This window comes from Collinsella sp. AF05-9, from assembly GCF_003465595.1.
GTDB lineage: Bacteria > Actinomycetota > Coriobacteriia > Coriobacteriales > Coriobacteriaceae > Collinsella.
Genome location: NZ_QSBB01000018.1, coordinates 24933 through 43773 on the forward strand (window position 1 = coordinate 24933; position 18841 = coordinate 43773).

Consider the following 18841-nt stretch of genomic DNA (forward strand, 5'->3'; position numbering starts at 1 on the left):
ATTGGAGTTTTCGATATGTCCCGTACCGCCACCGATAGCACTGTCCTGCTGGGCCACGGCTCCGGCGGCCAGATGATGAAGCGCATTATCGATGAGGTCTTTCTGGATGCCTTTGGGTCGCCCGAGCTGCTTGCGGGCAACGATGCCGGCGTCGCCGCGCTGCCCGCAAGCGGGCGAATCGCCATGTCGACCGACAGCTTTGTGGTAACGCCGCAGTTCTTCCCCGGCGGCAATATCGGCCGCCTCGCCGTATGCGGAACCGTCAACGACGTCGCGACCTCGGGCGCTAACGTGCGCTACCTCTCATGCGGCTTTATCCTCGAAGAGGGCTATCCCATGGACAAGCTCCGCCAGATCGTTCAGACCATGGCCGAAACGGCACATGAGGCGGGCGTGTCCATAATCACCGGCGACACCAAGGTGGTCGAGCGTGGAGGTGCCGACGGCGTCTACATCAATACCGCCGGCGTGGGCGAGGTGCCCGCAGGCGTGACGCTCAGCGGTGCCAACTGCCGGCCCGGCGATGTCATCCTGGTGTCGGGTACGCTAGGCGACCACGGCATCGCCATCATGAGCCAGCGCGAGGGCTTGGCGTTTTCGAGTAACATCGAAAGCGACGCCGCACCGCTCAATCATCTGATTGCCGACGTGCTCGCCGCCGCCCCCGACACCCGCTGCTTCCGCGACCCCACGCGCGGCGGCCTGGCATCCACGCTCAACGAGTTTGCCCAGGCCAGCGGCGTTGCCATGGAGATCGACGAGGATGCTGTGCCCGTGCGCCCCGACGTGCAGGCCGCCTGCGAGATGCTCGGCTACGATGTGCTGCAGGTGGCAAACGAGGGCAAGATGGTTGCCGTGGTGCCGGCCGAGCAGGCCGATGCCGCGCTGGCAGCCATGCGCGCCGCCCGCTACGGCGAGAGCGCCGCCATCATCGGTCGCGTGCTGCCGCTTGCCGAGGACGCCCGTCCCGCCGTGCGCGTACGCACCGGCTGGGGCTCGACCCGCATCCTCGACATGCTCGTAGGAGAGCAGCTGCCGAGAATTTGCTAGCGGCTGCTCTGCAAGCTGCCCAGCATCCGGCCAAAATCGGCCCGCCCATTTTCACTGGGACGTTGGCCCACTCAAACTGCGGGGAGATGGAAGGGCCCTCCTGCCGAGCTGATCGGCAGGAGGGCCCTTCGCTTTGCAAGACCATACTCCTTGCAGTATTTACCTGGTAGGCAGAGGCTCGCTATGCCGCGCGGCGTTTGGTGTAGACAAACCAGCCGCCAACGGCCCCGATACCGACGATGCCCACGGCAACGCCAGCGATAGCAAAGCCGTTTGAACCCGCGTCCGCAGCCTTGTTGGCGGCGCCGGCGCTCAACGCGGCGGTCTTGCCGGACGTGTCCGACTTTTTGTCGCTCTTGTCTGTCTTACCGGCGATGGAAGACTCCGTCGAATCCTTCTTGCCGGATTCGGCCTCGGCCTTGGAATCGCCAGCTGCCTTGGCGCCCTCGCGCGAGGAAGCACCGGCCATCTTGGCGGCCACAGGAGCCATTACGCCCGCAAAACCGCCGGTCCCGTTGCCGGCACCGCCGTCCGACCCGGCACCCGGCGTCAGGACGCCCGGCGCCACCGTGGGCTTCTGCGGGTCCTTGCTGCTCGAGCCCTTGCCCGCCGTCACGGCCGTCTTCCAGGCAATCGTCTCTCCCGAGGAGACACGATACGTCGTGAGCGCGCGGAGCGCCTGCTCGGTCGCCATGGCGTTGGCCGCGCCGCCCTTGCTATGCGCATAGCCGTTGCCGCCGTCCACACGGTACAGGTCTAGCGCGCAGACCACGTTGGTCACAGCATTTGAAAACCCGTTGACGGGGTTGGCCGGGTCTCGGTCGAGCGAAAGCAGCGCGAGGATCACCTGGGCATTGGCCTCGGCAGAGCCGAAGTCACAGGTACCCGCGCTCATCTTGACCTTGAGGTAGGAGAGGCCGTTCTCGATGGCAGCATCGACCTTGGTGTCGCCCGCATAGGGCGCCACGGCCTGGATCGCCATGGCCGTCAGGTCCACGTCGCCCAGCCGCGTACCTTCCACAGCGTCGCCGCTACCGAGGAGCTCACAGACGGCGTCCACGAGGCTCGCGCGCGTCCAGGCGGAACCGGCGGGTGCATCCGAGCCGCTCGCATTGAGCGCCATCAGCGCGAAGATTTTCTCGTTGGCGCGCATCATATCGGTGCGACTGCAAATGAGCTCGACCAGGTTGACGCCGTCATAGTCGGTGATGTCCTCGCCGATGGCGGAGAGAGCCAGCGCCACACGCTCGGTCTCGGTCAGAGCGCAGGTCGCGCTCCCCCACTCGGCCTTGTGCTCGGCCAGCGAGGCATGGTAATTGTCGAGCAGCCCGGAATCGATCGTGCGGCCCGCCTTGGCAAAGTCGTAAATCTCCCACTCGTCGCCGTACTGGAAGGCGTCGGAGCTGCGGCGCGCGTCAATGAACGCAGCGGCAGCGTCGATGCCCGCCGAGGCGGACTCACTCGTGGCGGGGCTCGCGGCCACACCGGCCACGGTGATGGTAAGCGTCACGGGCTCGGCGGGGGCAGTCGTGTCCACCGGCGTACCCGTCGCGACCACCGTGCCGGCCGAAAGCGCCGTCACCGTGTAGTCGCTCGAGGCCACGTACAGGCCGTCGTCGGGAGCGCCGTCGACGTGCTTCCAAGCGCCCTTCTCGTTGCGGTCGATGCTCACGATCCCCGAGGCGTCCTTGCCGTCGAGCGTCTTGAACGTCCAGGTGAGGCCGGGTTCGGTCACGCTCCAGCCATCCGCGTCGTTCTTACCGGTAAAGGTCAGGTCGAGCTTTTGCGCCGAGCCGGCCTTGAGGTAGAGGCTGTCCGTACCGGCCGTCACGCTCGCAAGCGGATTTTGGTAGGCATAAGTCACGTCGCACGACGCGCTGATGGCCTTGCCATCGGCGTCCGTGTCGGGCAGCGTCGCGGTAAACGTGGTGGTGCCGGCCTTGTACGCCGTGTAGCCGATCTCGCCCGCGGTAGTGTAGGCCGCCACGGCAGGATCACTGCTCGTCACGGTAAAGTTGTCGCGGTTGGTGGCGTTGTCGGGCGTCACCACGGGGCGTGCGTGATCGGTCAAAAACGCGCCGCGCTCGGAGAGTGGGCTGCGGCCCTGCAGGTAGACGGTGGCGCCGTCCTCGTTATAGCCCATCGAGATGGACGTGGCGGCCACGGCTTCTGACGTCAGCGTCACGCTCTTGGAGCCGGCGCCCGCAGATGCGGCGTCGCGCGGGGTAACGGTGATCGTGGCACTGCCGGCATGCTTGAAGTAAAAGCAGGCCGAGTAGTCGTTGCTGTAGATGGTCGTAGGATCGCTCGAGGCAAAGTGGAAGCGGCTGAACGAGACGGGCACGTACTCGCCCTTATCGGCGTCGACGTAATGCACGCGAATCTCGAGGTTGCGCACCTCGGAGCCCTGGACGGTAGCCGCACCATCGGTCACGTTGCTCACGGTGCCGTCGGAGGCACGATACCACAGCTCAAAGTCGTCGAACTGTTTGGCCTTGGCCTTGATCTTGATGGTAGCCACGGTCTGCTCGGAGCCATCGGCCTTGTGCTCGGTGGCGGTCACCGTGCCGGTAGCGTTGTCGTAGATGTAGAGCTCTCCCGTGGACTCGTTGATGCCGATGTTGCCGCGGTTGGCGTCATCGGTGCCCCAGGTGATGGTGCTCGTGGCCGGGTCGCCCTTAAGTGCAAAGACGCCAAGTTTGCGGTAGGCGTCCACAGCATCAGGCGAAACCTCGAGCATATGGCCGGCAACCGTCTGGCTGGCGCCGTCGTTGGCCGTGAAGCTCACGGTGTAGGCGTCGTCGGGCGTGGTGTCCTCGGGCGCCTGGTAGCTGTTGCCCGAGCCAAAGACCGGCGTGCCATTTTTATCGATACCCCAGCTGCTGCCGTTGGCGCCGCAGTTGGCGTTGATAAGATCGGCGAAGGCATCGGTGGCCATGTCAGCGGGGTCGACAGCATAGGAGTTGACGAGCGCCGAGGCGGGAGCGCCCATCTTGTTGGTGAGGAATGCGCCCCAGTAGGTGTTGACGAGCTGGCCCGCGCTATAGGTCGCGAACAGCGCGCCCGCCGTGCCCTTGGAGGTCGAAACGCAGTTGGACACGATGCCGCCGTCGAGCGTGCGCGCAAAGCCCGCTACGCCCTTGCCGGTCACGCTCGTGGAGCAGTTGAGCACGGCGCCCTGAACCTTGTTGCCCAGGGGGCCGAACGCCTTGCCGTCCGTCGCCCGCTTCAGCTCGCCGGCGAACGAGATGTTCTGCACCACGCCCGTGGAGGCAACGCCGTCCATGAGCGACTTCACGCCACCGCCGTTGGTGAAGGTGATGGCGTGGCCCTGACCATCAAGCGTACCCGCGAGCATGCCCGTGGGGGCAAAGAAGTACTCGTCGTCGATGGTGATGTCGTTGTCGAGGACGTAGTAGGCGTCGACGTCGGCAGGCTTGAACTTGCCCATGAAGGCGTCGAGGTCGCTCTGCGAGCTCAGGTGCACTACGCTCTGCGGCTGAGCCACGGGCTCAGTGGGCTTGGGTTTCTCGAGCGCGGCGGTGGCATCGGTGAGTGCCTTGGTTGCAGCGTTGACCTCGGCCTGTGCGGCGTCATCGTTGGCGTAGACGTCCTGGGCGTTCGCAAGGGCCTCGGCGAGCTTGGACCAGCTCTTGGCCGTGTAGTCGCCCTCGACCTTGGCGCTGGCATCGTCGATGGCGGCCTTGAGGGCACCCTTGTTCACGACGACCACGGCGCTGCCCGAGACCAGCACGGGCAAACCGCCCTGTGCAGACCAGCTAAAGCCGGTGGCAGGAGCATCGGTGTTGAGCTTATCGACCGAGGCCTGGGTCTTGAGGTCGTCGACAGAGATTTTGCTGCCGAAGGAAGAATCGACCTTGTAGCCGCACGCCTGATCGCCCACAGTGAACAGATTGTTGGCCACGGTGCCAGACCTGTAATATCCAACAAGGCCGTGGGCGCAAAAGCCCGACATCGATCCGGAAACATAGGAGTTGATTACAGACCCACCGTTGAGCGTTCCCACCAGGCCACCGTAATCGGCCCAAGAGCCGCCATCGCTCAAAGTGGCCGTCGACCAGCACATCTGCACGGTTCCCGAGCAATTGATCGCAAGGGCGCCCTCATAATCGCCCATGGTTGCCCGGCCCGTCACGCCCAGATTCTGCACCGTGCCAGTCACGCTCTTCGCAAGTGCCTTGCCGTTAAGCACGATGCTGTGGCCCTGGCCATCGAGCGTGCCGGCCACGGTCTCGATCTGCTGGTCGGCGCCAAGACTGATATTCGCCGCGAGCTTCACGACAGCCCCGGCCTCGATGGTGGTGGGCAGCTCATCGGCAGAAGAGACCATCACAGTCTCGCCGGCCTTGGCGACACGCACGTCACGTGCCTGCTGAACATCGGCGTCGTCATCGTCGACGTTCACCGCGGCGGCGTTCTGCCCGTCCGCACTCAGCATGGCGGCAAGCCCCTCATCGGCAGACGGAGCAACGTCGGATCTTGCCTCGTCCGCCGACGCCTCGGCGCCTTCAGCACCCGTCTGCTCGTCCGCAGTGAAACTCGTCTCGTCGGCATTCTCGGCAGCATCCGCCTGCTGCGAGGCCTGGGCCTGCGCCTGCACAGCGATTTCTGCCATGCCCTCGGCAAATGCTGACGTACCCGGCATCGACCAGACGAGTAGCACCGAGAAAGCAGCGGCTCCCAGGCGCTTGAGCATAATGTTGTTTCGCGTCACCCGTTCTCCTTCTTTCGCGAACTTGCAATAGAGCCGTGGCGAAGAAGGCGGGGCAGGCGATGCCCCGGCAGCACAAAGGCGCACGTCAGCCACCCTATCGGCAGCAAAACGCACGCTCAGCAGCACCCCTTGTAGACCGGAATCCAGCGGCAAACAGAGAGGCCCTCGGTTTCGAGAAGAGCACGGGCAGGTAATCTGACTCGCGGGCGCGCCCGCACACAGTAACCGCCTTGCTCGGGATTCTCACCCGATTCCCCTTTATGCACTCGCGCGCACCCGTGCTCCGGCTTCTATTTTTTAACGGAGGAAGTGTACGTTACCGCAGGTAAATCGGTCAATGCACTACACAAAAACCGCCATACCCGAGCCATATGGCTCCCGGATGGCCACCTATAGGCAGCCCATATCGCCAGCCGTCCACCGAGCCGTCCCTGCCCACAAGATTGAGCGGCCCGAATGTCCCCCGTGGGGCTGAGGGGGCCAAATGTACCTGTTAGAAGCCATTTAAGCGTTTTAACAGGGACTTTTGGCCCCCTCAGTCCCACGGGGGCTTTTGGCCCGCTCATTTTGCTTTAGCTCAAGCAAACGGTCCCGCACGATTACTCGTACGGGACCGTTTTTAGTTAGGGCTGTCGTCTATGACCCGCTCCGGTTAATTCGCACGCTTGCGGATAAGCACGGCCCCCATAACGGCCAGAACTCCAGCCACCGTCAGAAGCGCCACGATCACCACAGACGAATCACCGGTCTTGGCAAGCCCTCCCTTGGTCGCCTTCTTGGCGGTATCGGTCTTGACGTCCGTCTTCACATCCGTCTTCTGACCGGGCTTCTGCCCAGGCTCCTCCTGCGCAGCCTGCGTCACGGTCACCGTCGCTTCATCGGACGTGGAAACCAGCCCGGCAGCACTCGTCACCTCAACGCGATACACCTTTGAACCGACCTCGGTCGTCGCGGCGACGTACTCAGCCGCCGTCGCCCCGTCGATGGCAGAGAAGTTACCGTCCTCGCCCTTGACGAACCACTGGTAGGTAAGCTGGGCATCCGAGCCATCCACGCTGTCATCAACCGTCGCGGCAACGCTCAGCTTGGCCTCAGCGCCCTGAGCACACGTTACCGACTGCGGCTGAGCCGTGATGCTGGGAGCAACAAAAGCGGACGCGTACATAATCGGGGTCCGGGAGGTTCCATTCTCGGCGTCATAGTCGCTCGGCATAAACGCACTCGAGGTATCTCCCGCATTCACATAGGCGCGCATCTCATCGAGAAGCTTGGCCGCCTTGTTGTAGACCTGTTCGCTCACTGCGGCAAACGCCTTGTTGGCAAGGTCCGTGCGCTGATCGGCAGGGGTTGCCTGCATCAACCCGTCAACAACGTCCTGCTGGGCGATAACCTGCTTCTGAAGGACATCGAGGTAGGCGCGCACGTTCTCACCCATCGAGGCACGGTTGTTGTAGGCGAGCGTGTTGATGTCCATGAAGACGTAGTCGAGGTTCTTGCCGTCCTTTTCGACCAAAGCCTGCGCGACGTCGTCCTTGGGTCCTGTATAAGTGCCGTCCACCGTGTTCCACGCCGGGAAGTAGTCAGCCGGAACTTCCGTCAACAGCGCAGAGTAGCTGGGCAGGTACACGCTGAACTCGCAACGCGAAAGCGCTTCCCACTGAATCGTGGCGATATCACTGGAAAGGCCGGACCGAATCTGGAAGATATTGCTCTCGGTCGTCCTGTTGTTGCCGATGGCATACAGGGCACTGTTGAGATTGGCGTTGAGGCTGTCATCCTGCTCACCGCGGGCAGCGAGGGAACGCAACGCCGTGAACGTATCGGATTTGATGCCCGGCGTAAACGTCAGCTGCGGGTCGATGAGCGAGGTGACGCGACCCTGTTCATCAACGGTATAGTCCGTCTGAGGCGCAAGGGCAGCACCGAAGTAAGCACATCCCTGGGCCAGGCGCGTATTCTGCGACGAACCCGAATTCTCCTTGCCATACGTCTTGAAGATGTTCGGCGTGCCGTCGTCATAGGTTACGAGAACGCCGTTGGACTCGGGCAGCGTCACGACATCGGCCGAGTGCAGGCACTGACTCGCATCGTCAAGATTGACCTTATACTGCAGGCCGCCGATGTTGGGATTAACGGACGCCACGTCGTCGCCCATCTTGACGGCAATCCACTGATGGCCCGAAAGCTGAGCGAAAATCCAGGTCTCGGTATTGTCGGCAATGACGATCTGGTTGCAGTCCTGAGAGCCATACTGATCGATGATGGCGCCGAGCTTCTCCACGCCGTCGCGCGCCGAGGACGAAACGCTCAACAGGTAGTCGGCCAGGTTATACTCGCCGATGCCCGTGTCGACAAGAGGGTCGATAGCCTTGATTCCGTCGTTGTAATCCGTTGTGAGCGTCGCGGAAACGGAGACACCGCGCTCGTTGGTGCCGGCCTCGGAATACACGCGGGACGCTGCCTCGTCGTCCTGGGCATCCCACGCATCGGGATTGTCACGAACATAGGTGTAACGATACGAGCGACCCTGATAGGTGTACTCAAAGCCGGTCCCCGGCACAGAATCGTTCTCGAAAGAACGGAAGACAGGGTTGTCGATCGGCTGCTGCACGCCAAAGGTCTTGCAGTAGCGAGGTGAATAGTCCTCGGCGCGGCCGACATAGGTATCGCCCGTCGTTGTCTGGTTCTTACCGATGTAAACCTGCGTGCAGGCGAGCGCGGGCGCGGGCATGGCAAGCACAAGCGCCGCGACTATGCCCCCCCTAAACGCCTTCTTAGCAAAAGCCGGTAACCTCATACGTTCTCCCCTCCACACGGAGCCCGAACTACCCACCAACAATATGCGTAATGAGAACACTTTAGCTGGGTAAATCGGATTGAATATGCAGTTATCAGCTTATCTTATGTGTTAAGGAAGTATGGACACGGCACTCGTAACAACCCGTGACCGGTCGTTTGCATCTGGCAGGCGGCATTCCCCGCAGGGTTGAACAGGCCGATAAGCCCCGTGCGCAAGATTGAGCGGGCCGAGTGTCCCCCGTGGGATTGAGGGGGCCAAATGTACCTGTTAGAGGCCATTTAAGCGTTTTAACGGGGTCTTTTGGCCCCCTCAGTCCCACGAGGGACATTTGGCCCGCTCATGCCCGACTGGAACGGCACGCGCTATCATGGGTGCCGTTTTGATGAGTCATCTTGATGGGAGCGTACCTATGGCAGCTTTTTCCACCGTGATCTTTGACCTTGACGGCACCATCCTCAACACGCTCGAGGACCTGGCGGCCGCCGGCAACCATACCTGCGAGATGCACGGCTGGCCCACGTTTGCCGTTGACGCCTACCGCTATAAGGTGGGAAACGGCATGCTCAAGCTGGTCGAGCGCTTTATGCCCGCCGAGTACGCGGGCGACGGCCGTATGTTTGGGCAGACGCTTGCCGAGTTTAGGGCCTATTACGGCGAGCACAAGGAGGACCACACCTCACCCTACGCCGGCACGATTGAGATGCTCGACCGTCTGCGCGCCGCGGGCGTGCAGCTTGCTGTGCTCACCAACAAGGATCATATTTCGGCAGCCCCGCTTATCGAGAAATACTTTGGTTCCGAGCGCTTTGCACTGGTGCAAGGCCGTGTCGATGCGTTTCCGCCTAAGCCCGAAGCGCCCGTCACGCTGCACGTGATGAAGGAGCTGGGCGCCAATCCGGCAACCACGCTCTATGTGGGCGATTCGAATGTCGATGTTCTGACCGGCCACAACGCCGGCCTTAAGAGCGCGGGCGTCAGCTGGGGCTTCCGCGGCCGCGCAGAGCTGGAAGCCGCCGGCGCCGACTACGTGGTAGATACGCAGGACGAACTCGCCGAGCTAATCTTGGGCGAGTAGCGAGCGACACCGCTTAACGCAGCTGCGACAATTCTTCCACGCGGAAAGTGCATCCCGTTTTGGAGCTCCGAAATGGGATGCACTTTCCGTTTGAGGCGCGTCGGGGAAACCGCATCCCGTTTCAGAGCAATATTCCGGGTCGCGGTTTCCGCAACCCGCCCCATCCGGAAACCGCGACCCGGAATTCGGCCAAAAACCGGGTCGCATTTTCCCGAGCATTTGATACGGCGTTGATACAAGGAGTGTCCCCAACTGCCGGCAGAAAAGGAACGTCCCCAAGTGTCGCCTCAATGACTACCATGGCAACGCCGCAGGTAGAGGACGGGCAGCGAGCGGGCACCAGAGCGAACAAATTGGCATGAAAAGAGGACGGCATAGACCTTCTGGTCATGTCGTCCTCTTTGAATGACAAGTTGTCGCTCTGGTGCCCGCGCAGCGTCGGGCAGTTACGGCGTTTGGTAAAACGCCGTAACGAACTACCGCGTAACTCCCCTAGCTCATCATGGCATTCATCATCTCGTTGGTTGCGGAATCGTCGGCAGACCACTCGCCGTCGTCATTGCAGGAATACTTGAAGGTGACCTTGGTGTCCTTGGTCTTAGCAGCCTTGGTCACATCGACCATAACCTGACCGGCCATCTTGTACAGCTCGTCATCGGAAGGCATCGAATCGAGCGCGGCGACCTTCTCCTGATACTGGGTGGCAAAATCCTCAACGATCTGGTTCATGGACTTGCAGGTAATGGTGACCTCGGCAGTTGCGGTGCCCTTGTCCTCGTCGACCGTCACGTCGCCGATCTTGTAGTCAAAGCCCTCGAGATAGCTCTTGGCGTACTCCTTGGGATCGATGCCCAGCTGCTCGAACTCGTCGCCCGAGGCCTCTTCCAGGCCGGCGAGGAAGTCGTCGCCACCGTTCTTGACCTCGTCAAACTGCGTCGTAAGATCCTCGGTGATGAGCTCCTCAACCGAAGGACCTCCGCAGCCGGAAAGCACAACCACGCACGCGACCAGAACAGCCATCAGGGGCGCAAGCAGCAGCTTCTTCTTCATGACATTCCTCCCAACAAGCGGCACCGCGTTTCCCAACACGGTGCACGTCGTAACAATAAGGCCATACTAGCCGCTAACGAACACCCCCGGCAAAGCAAAAGCGCAGTCGGCTCGATTTAACGTCCGAACGGTTTACCGGTCCGCCCAACGCGCAATAAAACGTTCCGCCGCATTGTAATAAAAAAGGGCGGCCGGATAACCCGACCACCCTTGCACACCCTTTGGATGCCGCAGCTTACTTGCGAACGACCTTGACGATGGCATCGCCGGCGGCGACAGCGGAGTCAGCCTCGAAGGCGAGCTCGACGTCGGCGAACTCGACGGTGTTGGACACAGCCACGACGACGCAGTCCTTGTAGCCGGCAGCGGCGATCTTGGCGCGGTCGATCTTGAGCATGGGCTGGCCAGCCTTAACGACGTCGTCGGCCTTGACGAAGCCCTCGAAGCCGTCGCCGTTCATGTTGACGGTATCGACGCCAACGTGCACCAGAACCTCGATGCCGCTATCGGACTGCAGGCCCACGGCGTGACCCATGGTGACGGTCACCTTGCCGTCGCAGGGAGCGTAGACCAGATCGTCCTCGGGCCACACGGCGCAGCCCTTGCCCAGAACCTCGCCACCAAAGACGGGATCGGGCACGTCGGCCATCTTGATGACCTTGCCCTTGACGGGCGAGCACAGCACGTCGGCGCCGGCAGAAGCAGAGATGGAGGCGGGAGCAGCAGCAGCGGCAGGCTCAGCCTTCTTCTTGAACATGTCAAACAGACCCATACGTTTTCTCCTCTTGATTAAGCGCAACGTTATGCGCATGCCTATGGTAATTATAGTGCCAAATGGTTCAAATGCTAAGGTGGGGACTCGAATCGCGAGCCCGTCCCAAGGCTTTTCCCCGGTGGCACTCATCTTGTCGATTAAGCCAGGCCCTCGGCACCGTTGGACTTGATGATCTTCTGGTAGGCGAAGAAGCTGTCCTTGCGGCGGCGCTCGTAGGTGCCGGTGCCGTCATCGTACTTATCGACGTGGATAAAGCCGTAGCGCTTGCGCATCTCGCCGGTGCCGGCGGACACCAGGTCGATGGGACCCCACCAGGTGTAGGCGATCAGGTCGACGCCGTCGGCAATGGCCTCGCCCATGGCCTTGACGTGGCTCTGCAAGTAGGCGATACGATACGGGTCGTGGATGGAGCCGTCCTCCTCGACCTCGTCGTAGGCGCCCATGCCGTTCTCGACCACCATCAGCGGAATCTCGTAGCGGGCGTAAATCTCGTTGAGGGCGATGCGCAGGCCCAGAGGATCGATCTGCCAGCCCCAATCGGTGGACTCCAGATAGGGGTTCTTGCCGCCAAAGGTCATGTTGCCCTCGGTCATCTCGTGGTCCTTGTGGGTGCCCACGGTACCGGACATGTAGTAGCTGAAGGTGTAGAAATCGACCTTGCCATCGGCGATATCCTGCAGGTCGCCGTCCTCCATCACGAGCTCAACATCGTTCTCGGCCCAGAAGCGCTTGGCATAGAACGGGTACTTGCCGCGCACCTGCACGTCGGAGCAGTACCAGTTCATGGTATTCATCTCCTGCTGCGTGGCGAACACGTCGGCCGGATCGCATGTGGCAGCATAGGAAAGGATGAAGCAGTCCATGTTGCCCATCTTGAACTGCGGGTAGTGCTCGTGGGCGTAGCGCACGACGCGGCCGCTGGCGACAAACTGGTGATGCAGCGCCTGCATACGAGCCTGCGGCGTAGCATGGACCGCCGAAGCCGGGCCCTCAAAGCCCTGAATCATGCTGGTCTCAAAGAGGTTGCCCATGTCCTGAGTGCCGCAGTTGATCTCGTTGAAGGTGAGCCAGAACTTGACCTTGTCCTGATAGCGGTCGAAGACGGTCTGGCAGTACTTCTCAAAGAAGCCGATGAGCTCGCGGCTCGCCCAGCCGTTGTATTTCTCGACCAGGTGATAGGGCATCTCGTAGTGCGACAGGGTCACGAGCGGCTCGATATTGTGAGCGCGCAGGCAGTCGAAGACGCGGTCGTAGAAGGCGAGGCCGGCCTCGTTGGGCTCGGCGTCGTCACCGTTGGGGAAGATGCGGCTCCAAGAGATGGACATGCGGAACATGGTAAAGCCCATCTCGGCGAACAGCGCGATGTCCTCCTCGTAGTGATGGTAAAAGTCGATACCGTCATGGTTGGGGTAGAAGCGGTTAGGGTCGATGTCGATCGTAATCTGGCGCGGCTCCTTGTAGCTGCCACCCAAGAAGTGGTCGTCGACCGACGGACCGCGGCCGTCAACGTTCCAAGCGCCCTCAAACTGATTGGCGGCCGTGGCGCCGCCCCAATAGAAACCCTCGGGGAATCCCATAAGTGCCTCCTCGCTCATGCGTGTTGCTGATGAAACGAGTATGCCGCCGAGTCGCTCCAGGCCAGGGCGAAGGCGCCGATTTGGACACTTCTTTTCGCAGACGCGCGCTGCAACAGCGCTGCAGCTGAAACTTTTTGACACCGAAGGAGCGAAGACAATCCGCCCCGCGCTTACCGGCGGTATGCCGCGGGGGTGCAGCCATACTTGTCGTGAAACTTACGGTAGAAGAAGCTCATGTTTTCATAGCCCACCGCATGCGCAGCCGCCCCGGCCGTGGCGCCGCCGCGCAGAAGCTCGGCCGCACGTACCAGGCGTCGCTCCTGCACAAGCTGCCTAAAGGTCTTGCCCACATGCCGCTTGAGGAGCGCCGTCGCATAATTAGGGCTCAAGCCAAACTCCGCCGCCATCCCCTCGAGGGAGCATGCAGCGAATTCGCGATCGATATAGCCAAGCATTCCCGTCACCAGGGCAGTGGGCCCCGCTGCGCCGTCCGCCGCGCCGCGCACCAGCTCGCGCTCGTAGCAATCCATGAGCTCGGCCAAAAACAGCTGAAACAGACGCAAGACGATCTCGGGACCGTTGGGGCTCGGGTCGTACAGCTCGCAGAGCATCTCCTGCATGTAGCGCCGAATCCGACGGCTCTCGCCGCAATGAAAACGGACATGGCCCCGATGGTCCGTCTCGCTGTTGAGCGCGTTGAACAAAAACCGCGAGACCGCGCTCTCGCGCGAGAGGCTCGACTCGAGACTCCGGCGCAAAAAAGAGCGTGAAACGGTCATGCTCAGCATGATGTCGTCCTCACCAAGCGCCGCCACGGCATGCGGGCAGAGGGCGTCGAGCAAAAGCACCTCGTTGCGGCCCAGCTCGAGCCTCTCCCCCGCCACCGTCTGCGGGCAGCGTCCGCGATACACATAGCTCAGCTCCACGTAATCATGCACGTGCTCGGGAACTGCATTAAAGCGCGAGTTTTTCCTTATCGTCAGGCCACGCGGCATGCCGGGCTGGGCATAGGCAAACCCTGGCTGGCCAATCTTGCGCACTGGGCATCCGTCGATTTCGACATGCTCGGTCATAATCGACCAATCAAATGCCATGCCGTCTTTATAAGCGATCTCACTGGCGCTCAGTTCGTTGAGCCTACGCTCGAGCTCGTCGATCTCCATGGCTTGCCAATCGTTGATTTGGTCATAGTTCGTCGTGATTCAGATATTAGCAGAACGCGCCGACGCGTCCATAATCTGTGCTATGCAGCAGATCGATCGAGCCAAGGAGGATCCATGACCGCGTACTATCAGCAGGTGCTCGAGGGCACATACGACAACCACGTGCTTCCGTTTTTGTGGATGAAGGGCGAGAGCCATAAGACCATTGCCGAGTATCTGGAAAAGATCGCCGGCGCCGACATCCACGAGGTCTGTCTCGAAAGCCGCCCACACCCCGATTTTTGCGGCGAGGGCTGGTGGCGCGACTTGCGCTTTGTCATTGACGAGTGCAGGCAGCTGGGCCTTAAGCTCTGGATCTTGGACGACGCGCACTTCCCCACGGGCTTTGCCAACGGCGCCGTCAAGGAGGCCGTGCCCGAGCTCCGCAAGATCGTGCTCACGCACCGCACGTTCGACATCGTGGGCCCCACGTCCGCCGCGAGCATCGCGCTCGCCAACATGCTCGACAAAACGGAGCGCTTCTACGGCGTGACATTTATGCAGGACGGCAGCCCCGTCGACGTCGCTTACCGAGTAATCGACGATGCAGACGGCAACCCCAGCCGCCTGGTCCTCGATGCACCTGCGGGCCTCACGCAGGCATGCGTGATGTTCACGAGCGGCAAGACCTCCTACAACGAGGACTACATCAATATGGTCGACCGCGCCTCGGTGGCGCAGCTCATCGATGCTGTCTACGAGCCGCATTTTGAGCATCTGGGCGATGAGTTTGGCAAGACGATCCTGGGCTTTTTCTCCGATGAGCCCGGATTTGCCAACGAGAAGGGCACCACGGGCCCCGATGGCATCTCGGACACGCTCATCGGCAAGGCCACCGCGCCCCTACCCTGGTCGGCCGAGCTTGAGCGTCGCCTACGCGCGGCACTGGGCGAGCGCTACCTGGCCGAGCTCCCGCACCTGTGGGACCGCGAGCCGGCCGGCGCGCACGTACGCCACGTCTATATGGACATCGCGAGCACCCTCTATAAGGAGTGCTTCTGCGACCAGCTCGGAGACTGGTGCCGCGCGCGCGGCGTGCAGTACATCGGCCACGTTATCGAGGACAAGGACTGCCACGCGCGCCTGGGCGTGGGCGCCGGGCACTACTTCCGCGCCGTGGGCGGTCAGGACATGGCGGGCGTCGACATCGTGATCAACCAGCTGGTACCCGGCATGGACCGCGGCCTTCACAGCTACGGACGCGGCGTGTGGGACCTCGAGTTCTATAACTACGTGCTGCCCAAGCTGGGCTCCTCGGCAGCACACCTCGATCCCAAAAAGCAGGGGCGCTGCATGGCCGAGGTCTTTGGCGCATTTGGATGGCACGAAGGCCTACGCGAGATGAAGTGGATCGCCGATCATTTTTTGGTGCGCGGCGTCAATTGGTTTGTGCCGCATGCCTTTAGCATGGCCGCCTTCCCCGACTGGGACTGCCCGCCGCATTTCTATGCGCATGGCCAAAACCCCCAGTTTGCACACTTTGGGCAGCTCATGAGCTACATGAACCGTACGGCGAGCCTGCTGAGCGGCGGGCGCGCAACGACCCCGGTGGCGCTTCTCTACCATGCGGACGCCGAGTGGACAGGCGAGGCGAACTTTATGCAGCATGCCGCCTCCGAGCTTATGCGCGCGCAGGTCGACTTTGACATCGTGCCGGCAGAGGCATTTGAGGACGCAGGGCGCTATGCCGTTGAAATTGCCGCAGACGGTAGCGGCTTTGGCGTGAACGGCCAGGCATACCGCTGCCTGGTGATGCCCGGAGCCGAGTTTGTCGGCGGAGCCGTGCTCGACTTTGCCGCGCGTGCCGCAGCCGCAGGTGTTGCCGTGTACGCGCTGGATGAGTTGCCGAACAAGCGCTACGACGGTGACACTGCAGGTCGCGAGGGCTTTGCCTCCCTGGATGCAGCCGCGGTCGCCGGCATCAAGCTCCTGGCGACCACCGAGCTCGCAGACACACTTGCCAACACCGGCATGCAGACCGTGGTTTGCGCCGAGCCCCAGCCCTGGCTGCGCGCACTGCGCTACGAGCGGGCGGGCGAGACCTATCTGATGCTCGTCAACGAGCATCCCAAGCAGGGTATCTCCACTCAGATTGCGCTTGCCGACGGCACACCCGTTGCAGGCGCGCGCCTCGATCTGCTCAACGGCACCGAGCCCGCCGCCTTTGACGGCACGCTCGAGCTGGCTCCCTACGAGAGCTGCATCGTGGTCCTTGGGGCTACAGGTTCCGTTGCTGTGGCAACCGCCGAAGACGAAGCCACATGCGTCGACGGGCCCTGGGCGGTTGCCTTCTCTGCCCCTGGCACCGATGCCTTTGGCGAGTCTGTTGAGCTTGCAGACCTGCACGACCTTTCCTCGGCCGAGTTCCCCGGCAAGGCCGGCACATTCCGCTACCAGGCTTCCTTTGTCCTGGGCGAAGCGGCCACCCGCACCGTCATCGACCTTGGCGAGGTCTTTGAGACCGCAACCGTCACCCTCGACGGCAAATCCCTCGGCACGCGCATCTGTCCGCCTTACTGCTTTGAGGCCGGCGCGCTTTTGGCCGGCGAGCACGCGCTTGCGATCGATATCATCAACACCCTCGACCATGCCGTCCCCGACGTGTTCGGCATGACCGAGCCCTCCGAGCCCAGCGGTCTCTTGGGGCCCGTACGCGTGCTCGGGTAACGCCCCGGGCGCAAACGGCCCAACAAGGACAGCGCCCTATGTTGAGCCCACAACAGCGAGCGGGCCCCTGGTGCGGCAAATTGGGCCGAAAGAGGAGGGATGTGTGCTTCCGCACGCGCCCGACGATTGAAGCCCAAGGTGCCGTGCCAAGGGCCCGCGCAGCGTCGAGCGGTCCGTCGTTCATAGACCGGCGGACCAAAACTCCCAGCCAAGCCGAACGTTTTATTTATCGCTATGATTGGTTTATCGCGACGCAAACGCATAGGAGCCATATGGATATCAGGCGGAAGATCACGCAGGGCAAAAGCCTCACCCCCACCGAGCAACAACTTGGGCGAACGGCCCTCGCCATGGGCGAGGATGTGCGCGGGCTTTCCATTAAGGAATTTGCCGCGTGCGCCAACGTTTCGGTCGCGAGCGTGCACCGCTTTTGCAAAAAGCTCGGCCTCGAGGGATTCAAAGACCTCAAGGTCGAGCTCATCCGCCAGGCGACCGAGGCGGGCAACCGGCGCGACGTGGACATCAACTTTCCCTTCGATGCCACCTCCACCCCTGCGCAGGTGATGGAGCGCATGGAGGGGCTCTACCAGACCACCTTGGCCGAAACGCAGGAGCTGCTCGACCCTGCACAGCTCGACCACGCCGCCAAGCTCATCATGCGCGCCGGCACCGTGGACATCTACACGGGCTCGCATAACCTGTATCCAGCGGGAATGTTCCGCGATCGCCTGCTTTCCGCCGGCAAAAGCGCGACGTGCCACGACAGCGTCGAGGCGCAGGTGCGCACGGCGCTCGCCTCGGGTCCCGACCATGTGGCAATCATCATCTCCTACAGCGGCCTTGCCCCCAACCTCAAGGAGATCTTGCCGATCCTTAGCAGTCGACATGTCCCGGTCATCGTCATCGGCACGCCGTACTGTGCCCGCATTCACCCCGGCTTTGCCGCCTATCTCACGGTAAGCGACCACGAGAGCATGACGCACCGCATCACGCAGTTCGCCAGCCATATCGCCGTGCAATACGTACTCGATTCGCTCTATAGCAGCTACTTTGCCAAAGATTACGCCCGCTGCTCCGAGTTCTTAGAGCGCTCGTTCCCCTACACCCGCCTGCCCGGACTCAAGTAGCGACGAGCGTGGATTTTTGGACACCAACCTAGCGAGCGTGGATAATCTCCCACTTTGAGCCCGCACACAGGCCAAAACCGGGAGATTATCCACGCTCATTTTGGGTCCCCTGGGAACGCATGAGGAGGGCGGATAGACAGCCGTTATTTGCGAGGCGTCAGCGACGTAAAGAGTCCGTGTTGGTTGCAGTAAAGATATATCCTGCCGCGCCCGGTAATATGGAAGCGCGGCTGCACCGATTGCTCTGGATAGAGCTTCTTAAAGCAGATGCCGTCCATAGTCGCATATGCCACAAAGCTAATGTAGTGATCCTTGGTCATGGGATGATCGAGCGTGACGTACCAATCGTCCTCGATGCGCTCGATGGAAAAGGCGTGGTCCGCGCCCGGCTCTTCGGCCTCCTGGGGAAACATCGTGGAGCCACAGCAGCTAAAGCTGCCTTCTCCGAGCGTGTGCACAACGTTTCCGCAGATAGGGCAAACGTAAAAGACGCCTTTGAGCATATTGCCTGCACGGTTGGCGTTGGCCCGAATGTCACCAGCCAAAAGCTCAGCCACGCTTATGCCGAGTCTCTGGGCCAAAGGCTCGACGAGGGAAATGTCGGGAAGGCCGCGGCCGGATTCCCACTTGCTGACAGCTTTATCGGTCACGCCAAGGCTTTCCGCCAGGGCGCGCTGGGTGAGGCCGCGCTCTTCGCGCAGCTGCTTGATGGCATGCGCTGCCAAAAAAGTAGGCTCTGTTAGACCAAGGTTGACATAAAAACGATGTCACCGCGAGGCGGTA

General features: G+C 61.9%; 11 protein-coding genes and 1 riboswitch. Of the genes, 4 read left to right on the forward strand and 7 right to left on the reverse strand.

Features of this window, described 5'->3' with window-relative positions:
- Nucleotides 1-15 precede the first annotated feature (15 nt).
- Nucleotides 16-1050 (forward strand): hydrogenase expression/formation protein HypE, encoded by a 1035-nt coding sequence (gene hypE, locus DWV43_RS06555; protein ID WP_117817483.1) that lies wholly within the window; start codon nt 16-18, stop codon nt 1048-1050.
- Nucleotides 1051-1231: 181 nt separating this feature from the next.
- On the opposite strand, the gene DWV43_RS06560 is transcribed toward hypE, so the two are convergent.
- Nucleotides 1232-5785, reverse strand: coding sequence for an FIVAR domain-containing protein (locus DWV43_RS06560; RefSeq protein WP_117817485.1), 4554 nt, complete (start codon nt 5783-5785; stop codon nt 1232-1234).
- A 167-nt stretch (nt 5786-5952) separates the two neighbouring features.
- A riboswitch (cobalamin riboswitch) is annotated at nt 5953-6080 on the reverse strand.
- A gap of 357 nt (nt 6081-6437) precedes the next feature.
- Nucleotides 6438-8582 (reverse strand): C69 family dipeptidase, encoded by a 2145-nt coding sequence (locus DWV43_RS06565; protein ID WP_117817487.1) that lies wholly within the window; start codon nt 8580-8582, stop codon nt 6438-6440.
- A gap of 412 nt (nt 8583-8994) precedes the next feature.
- Between DWV43_RS06565 and DWV43_RS06570 the strand changes: the two genes are divergently transcribed.
- Nucleotides 8995-9660: an HAD family hydrolase gene (locus DWV43_RS06570; RefSeq protein ID WP_199569390.1), complete on the forward strand. Its 666-nt coding sequence runs from the start codon at nt 8995-8997 to the stop codon at nt 9658-9660.
- A 492-nt stretch (nt 9661-10152) separates the two neighbouring features.
- On the opposite strand, the gene DWV43_RS06575 is transcribed toward DWV43_RS06570, so the two are convergent.
- The 4 genes from DWV43_RS06575 to DWV43_RS06590 all read right to left on the reverse strand — a co-directional run bounded on the left by DWV43_RS06575 (nt 10153) and on the right by DWV43_RS06590 (nt 14225).
- On the reverse strand, nt 10153-10710 hold the full coding sequence (locus tag DWV43_RS06575; protein WP_117634513.1) for a hypothetical protein: 558 nt from the start codon (nt 10708-10710) through the stop codon (nt 10153-10155).
- A gap of 235 nt (nt 10711-10945) precedes the next feature.
- Entirely contained in the window at nt 10946-11482 is a 537-nt protein-coding gene (locus DWV43_RS06580) for a PTS glucose transporter subunit IIA (RefSeq protein WP_117817491.1), read from the reverse strand.
- 140 nt (nt 11483-11622) lie between these two features.
- Nucleotides 11623-13062 carry a glycoside hydrolase family 1 protein gene (locus DWV43_RS06585; RefSeq protein ID WP_117817493.1) on the reverse strand — a complete coding sequence of 480 codons (1440 nt, stop codon included), beginning with the start codon at nt 13060-13062 and terminating at the stop codon, nt 11623-11625.
- A gap of 170 nt (nt 13063-13232) precedes the next feature.
- Entirely contained in the window at nt 13233-14225 is a 993-nt protein-coding gene (locus tag DWV43_RS06590) for a helix-turn-helix domain-containing protein (protein WP_117817495.1), read from the reverse strand.
- A gap of 114 nt (nt 14226-14339) precedes the next feature.
- Here DWV43_RS06590 and DWV43_RS06595 point away from each other — a divergent pair, with 114 nt between their 5' ends.
- The gene (locus DWV43_RS06595; protein ID WP_117817497.1) at nt 14340-16931 is read left to right on the forward strand and encodes a glycosyl hydrolase; all 2592 of its coding nucleotides are present in this window, start codon (nt 14340-14342) and stop codon (nt 16929-16931) included.
- A 272-nt stretch (nt 16932-17203) separates the two neighbouring features.
- Complete coding sequence (locus DWV43_RS06600; RefSeq protein WP_089573523.1) at nt 17204-18058, forward strand: MurR/RpiR family transcriptional regulator; 855 nt, start codon at nt 17204-17206, stop codon at nt 18056-18058.
- 143 nt (nt 18059-18201) lie between these two features.
- Here DWV43_RS06600 and DWV43_RS06605 read toward each other — a convergent pair whose 3' ends face one another.
- Complete coding sequence (locus DWV43_RS06605; RefSeq protein WP_117817499.1) at nt 18202-18783, reverse strand: helix-turn-helix domain-containing protein; 582 nt, start codon at nt 18781-18783, stop codon at nt 18202-18204.
- Between the last annotated feature and the right edge of the window lie 58 nt (nt 18784-18841).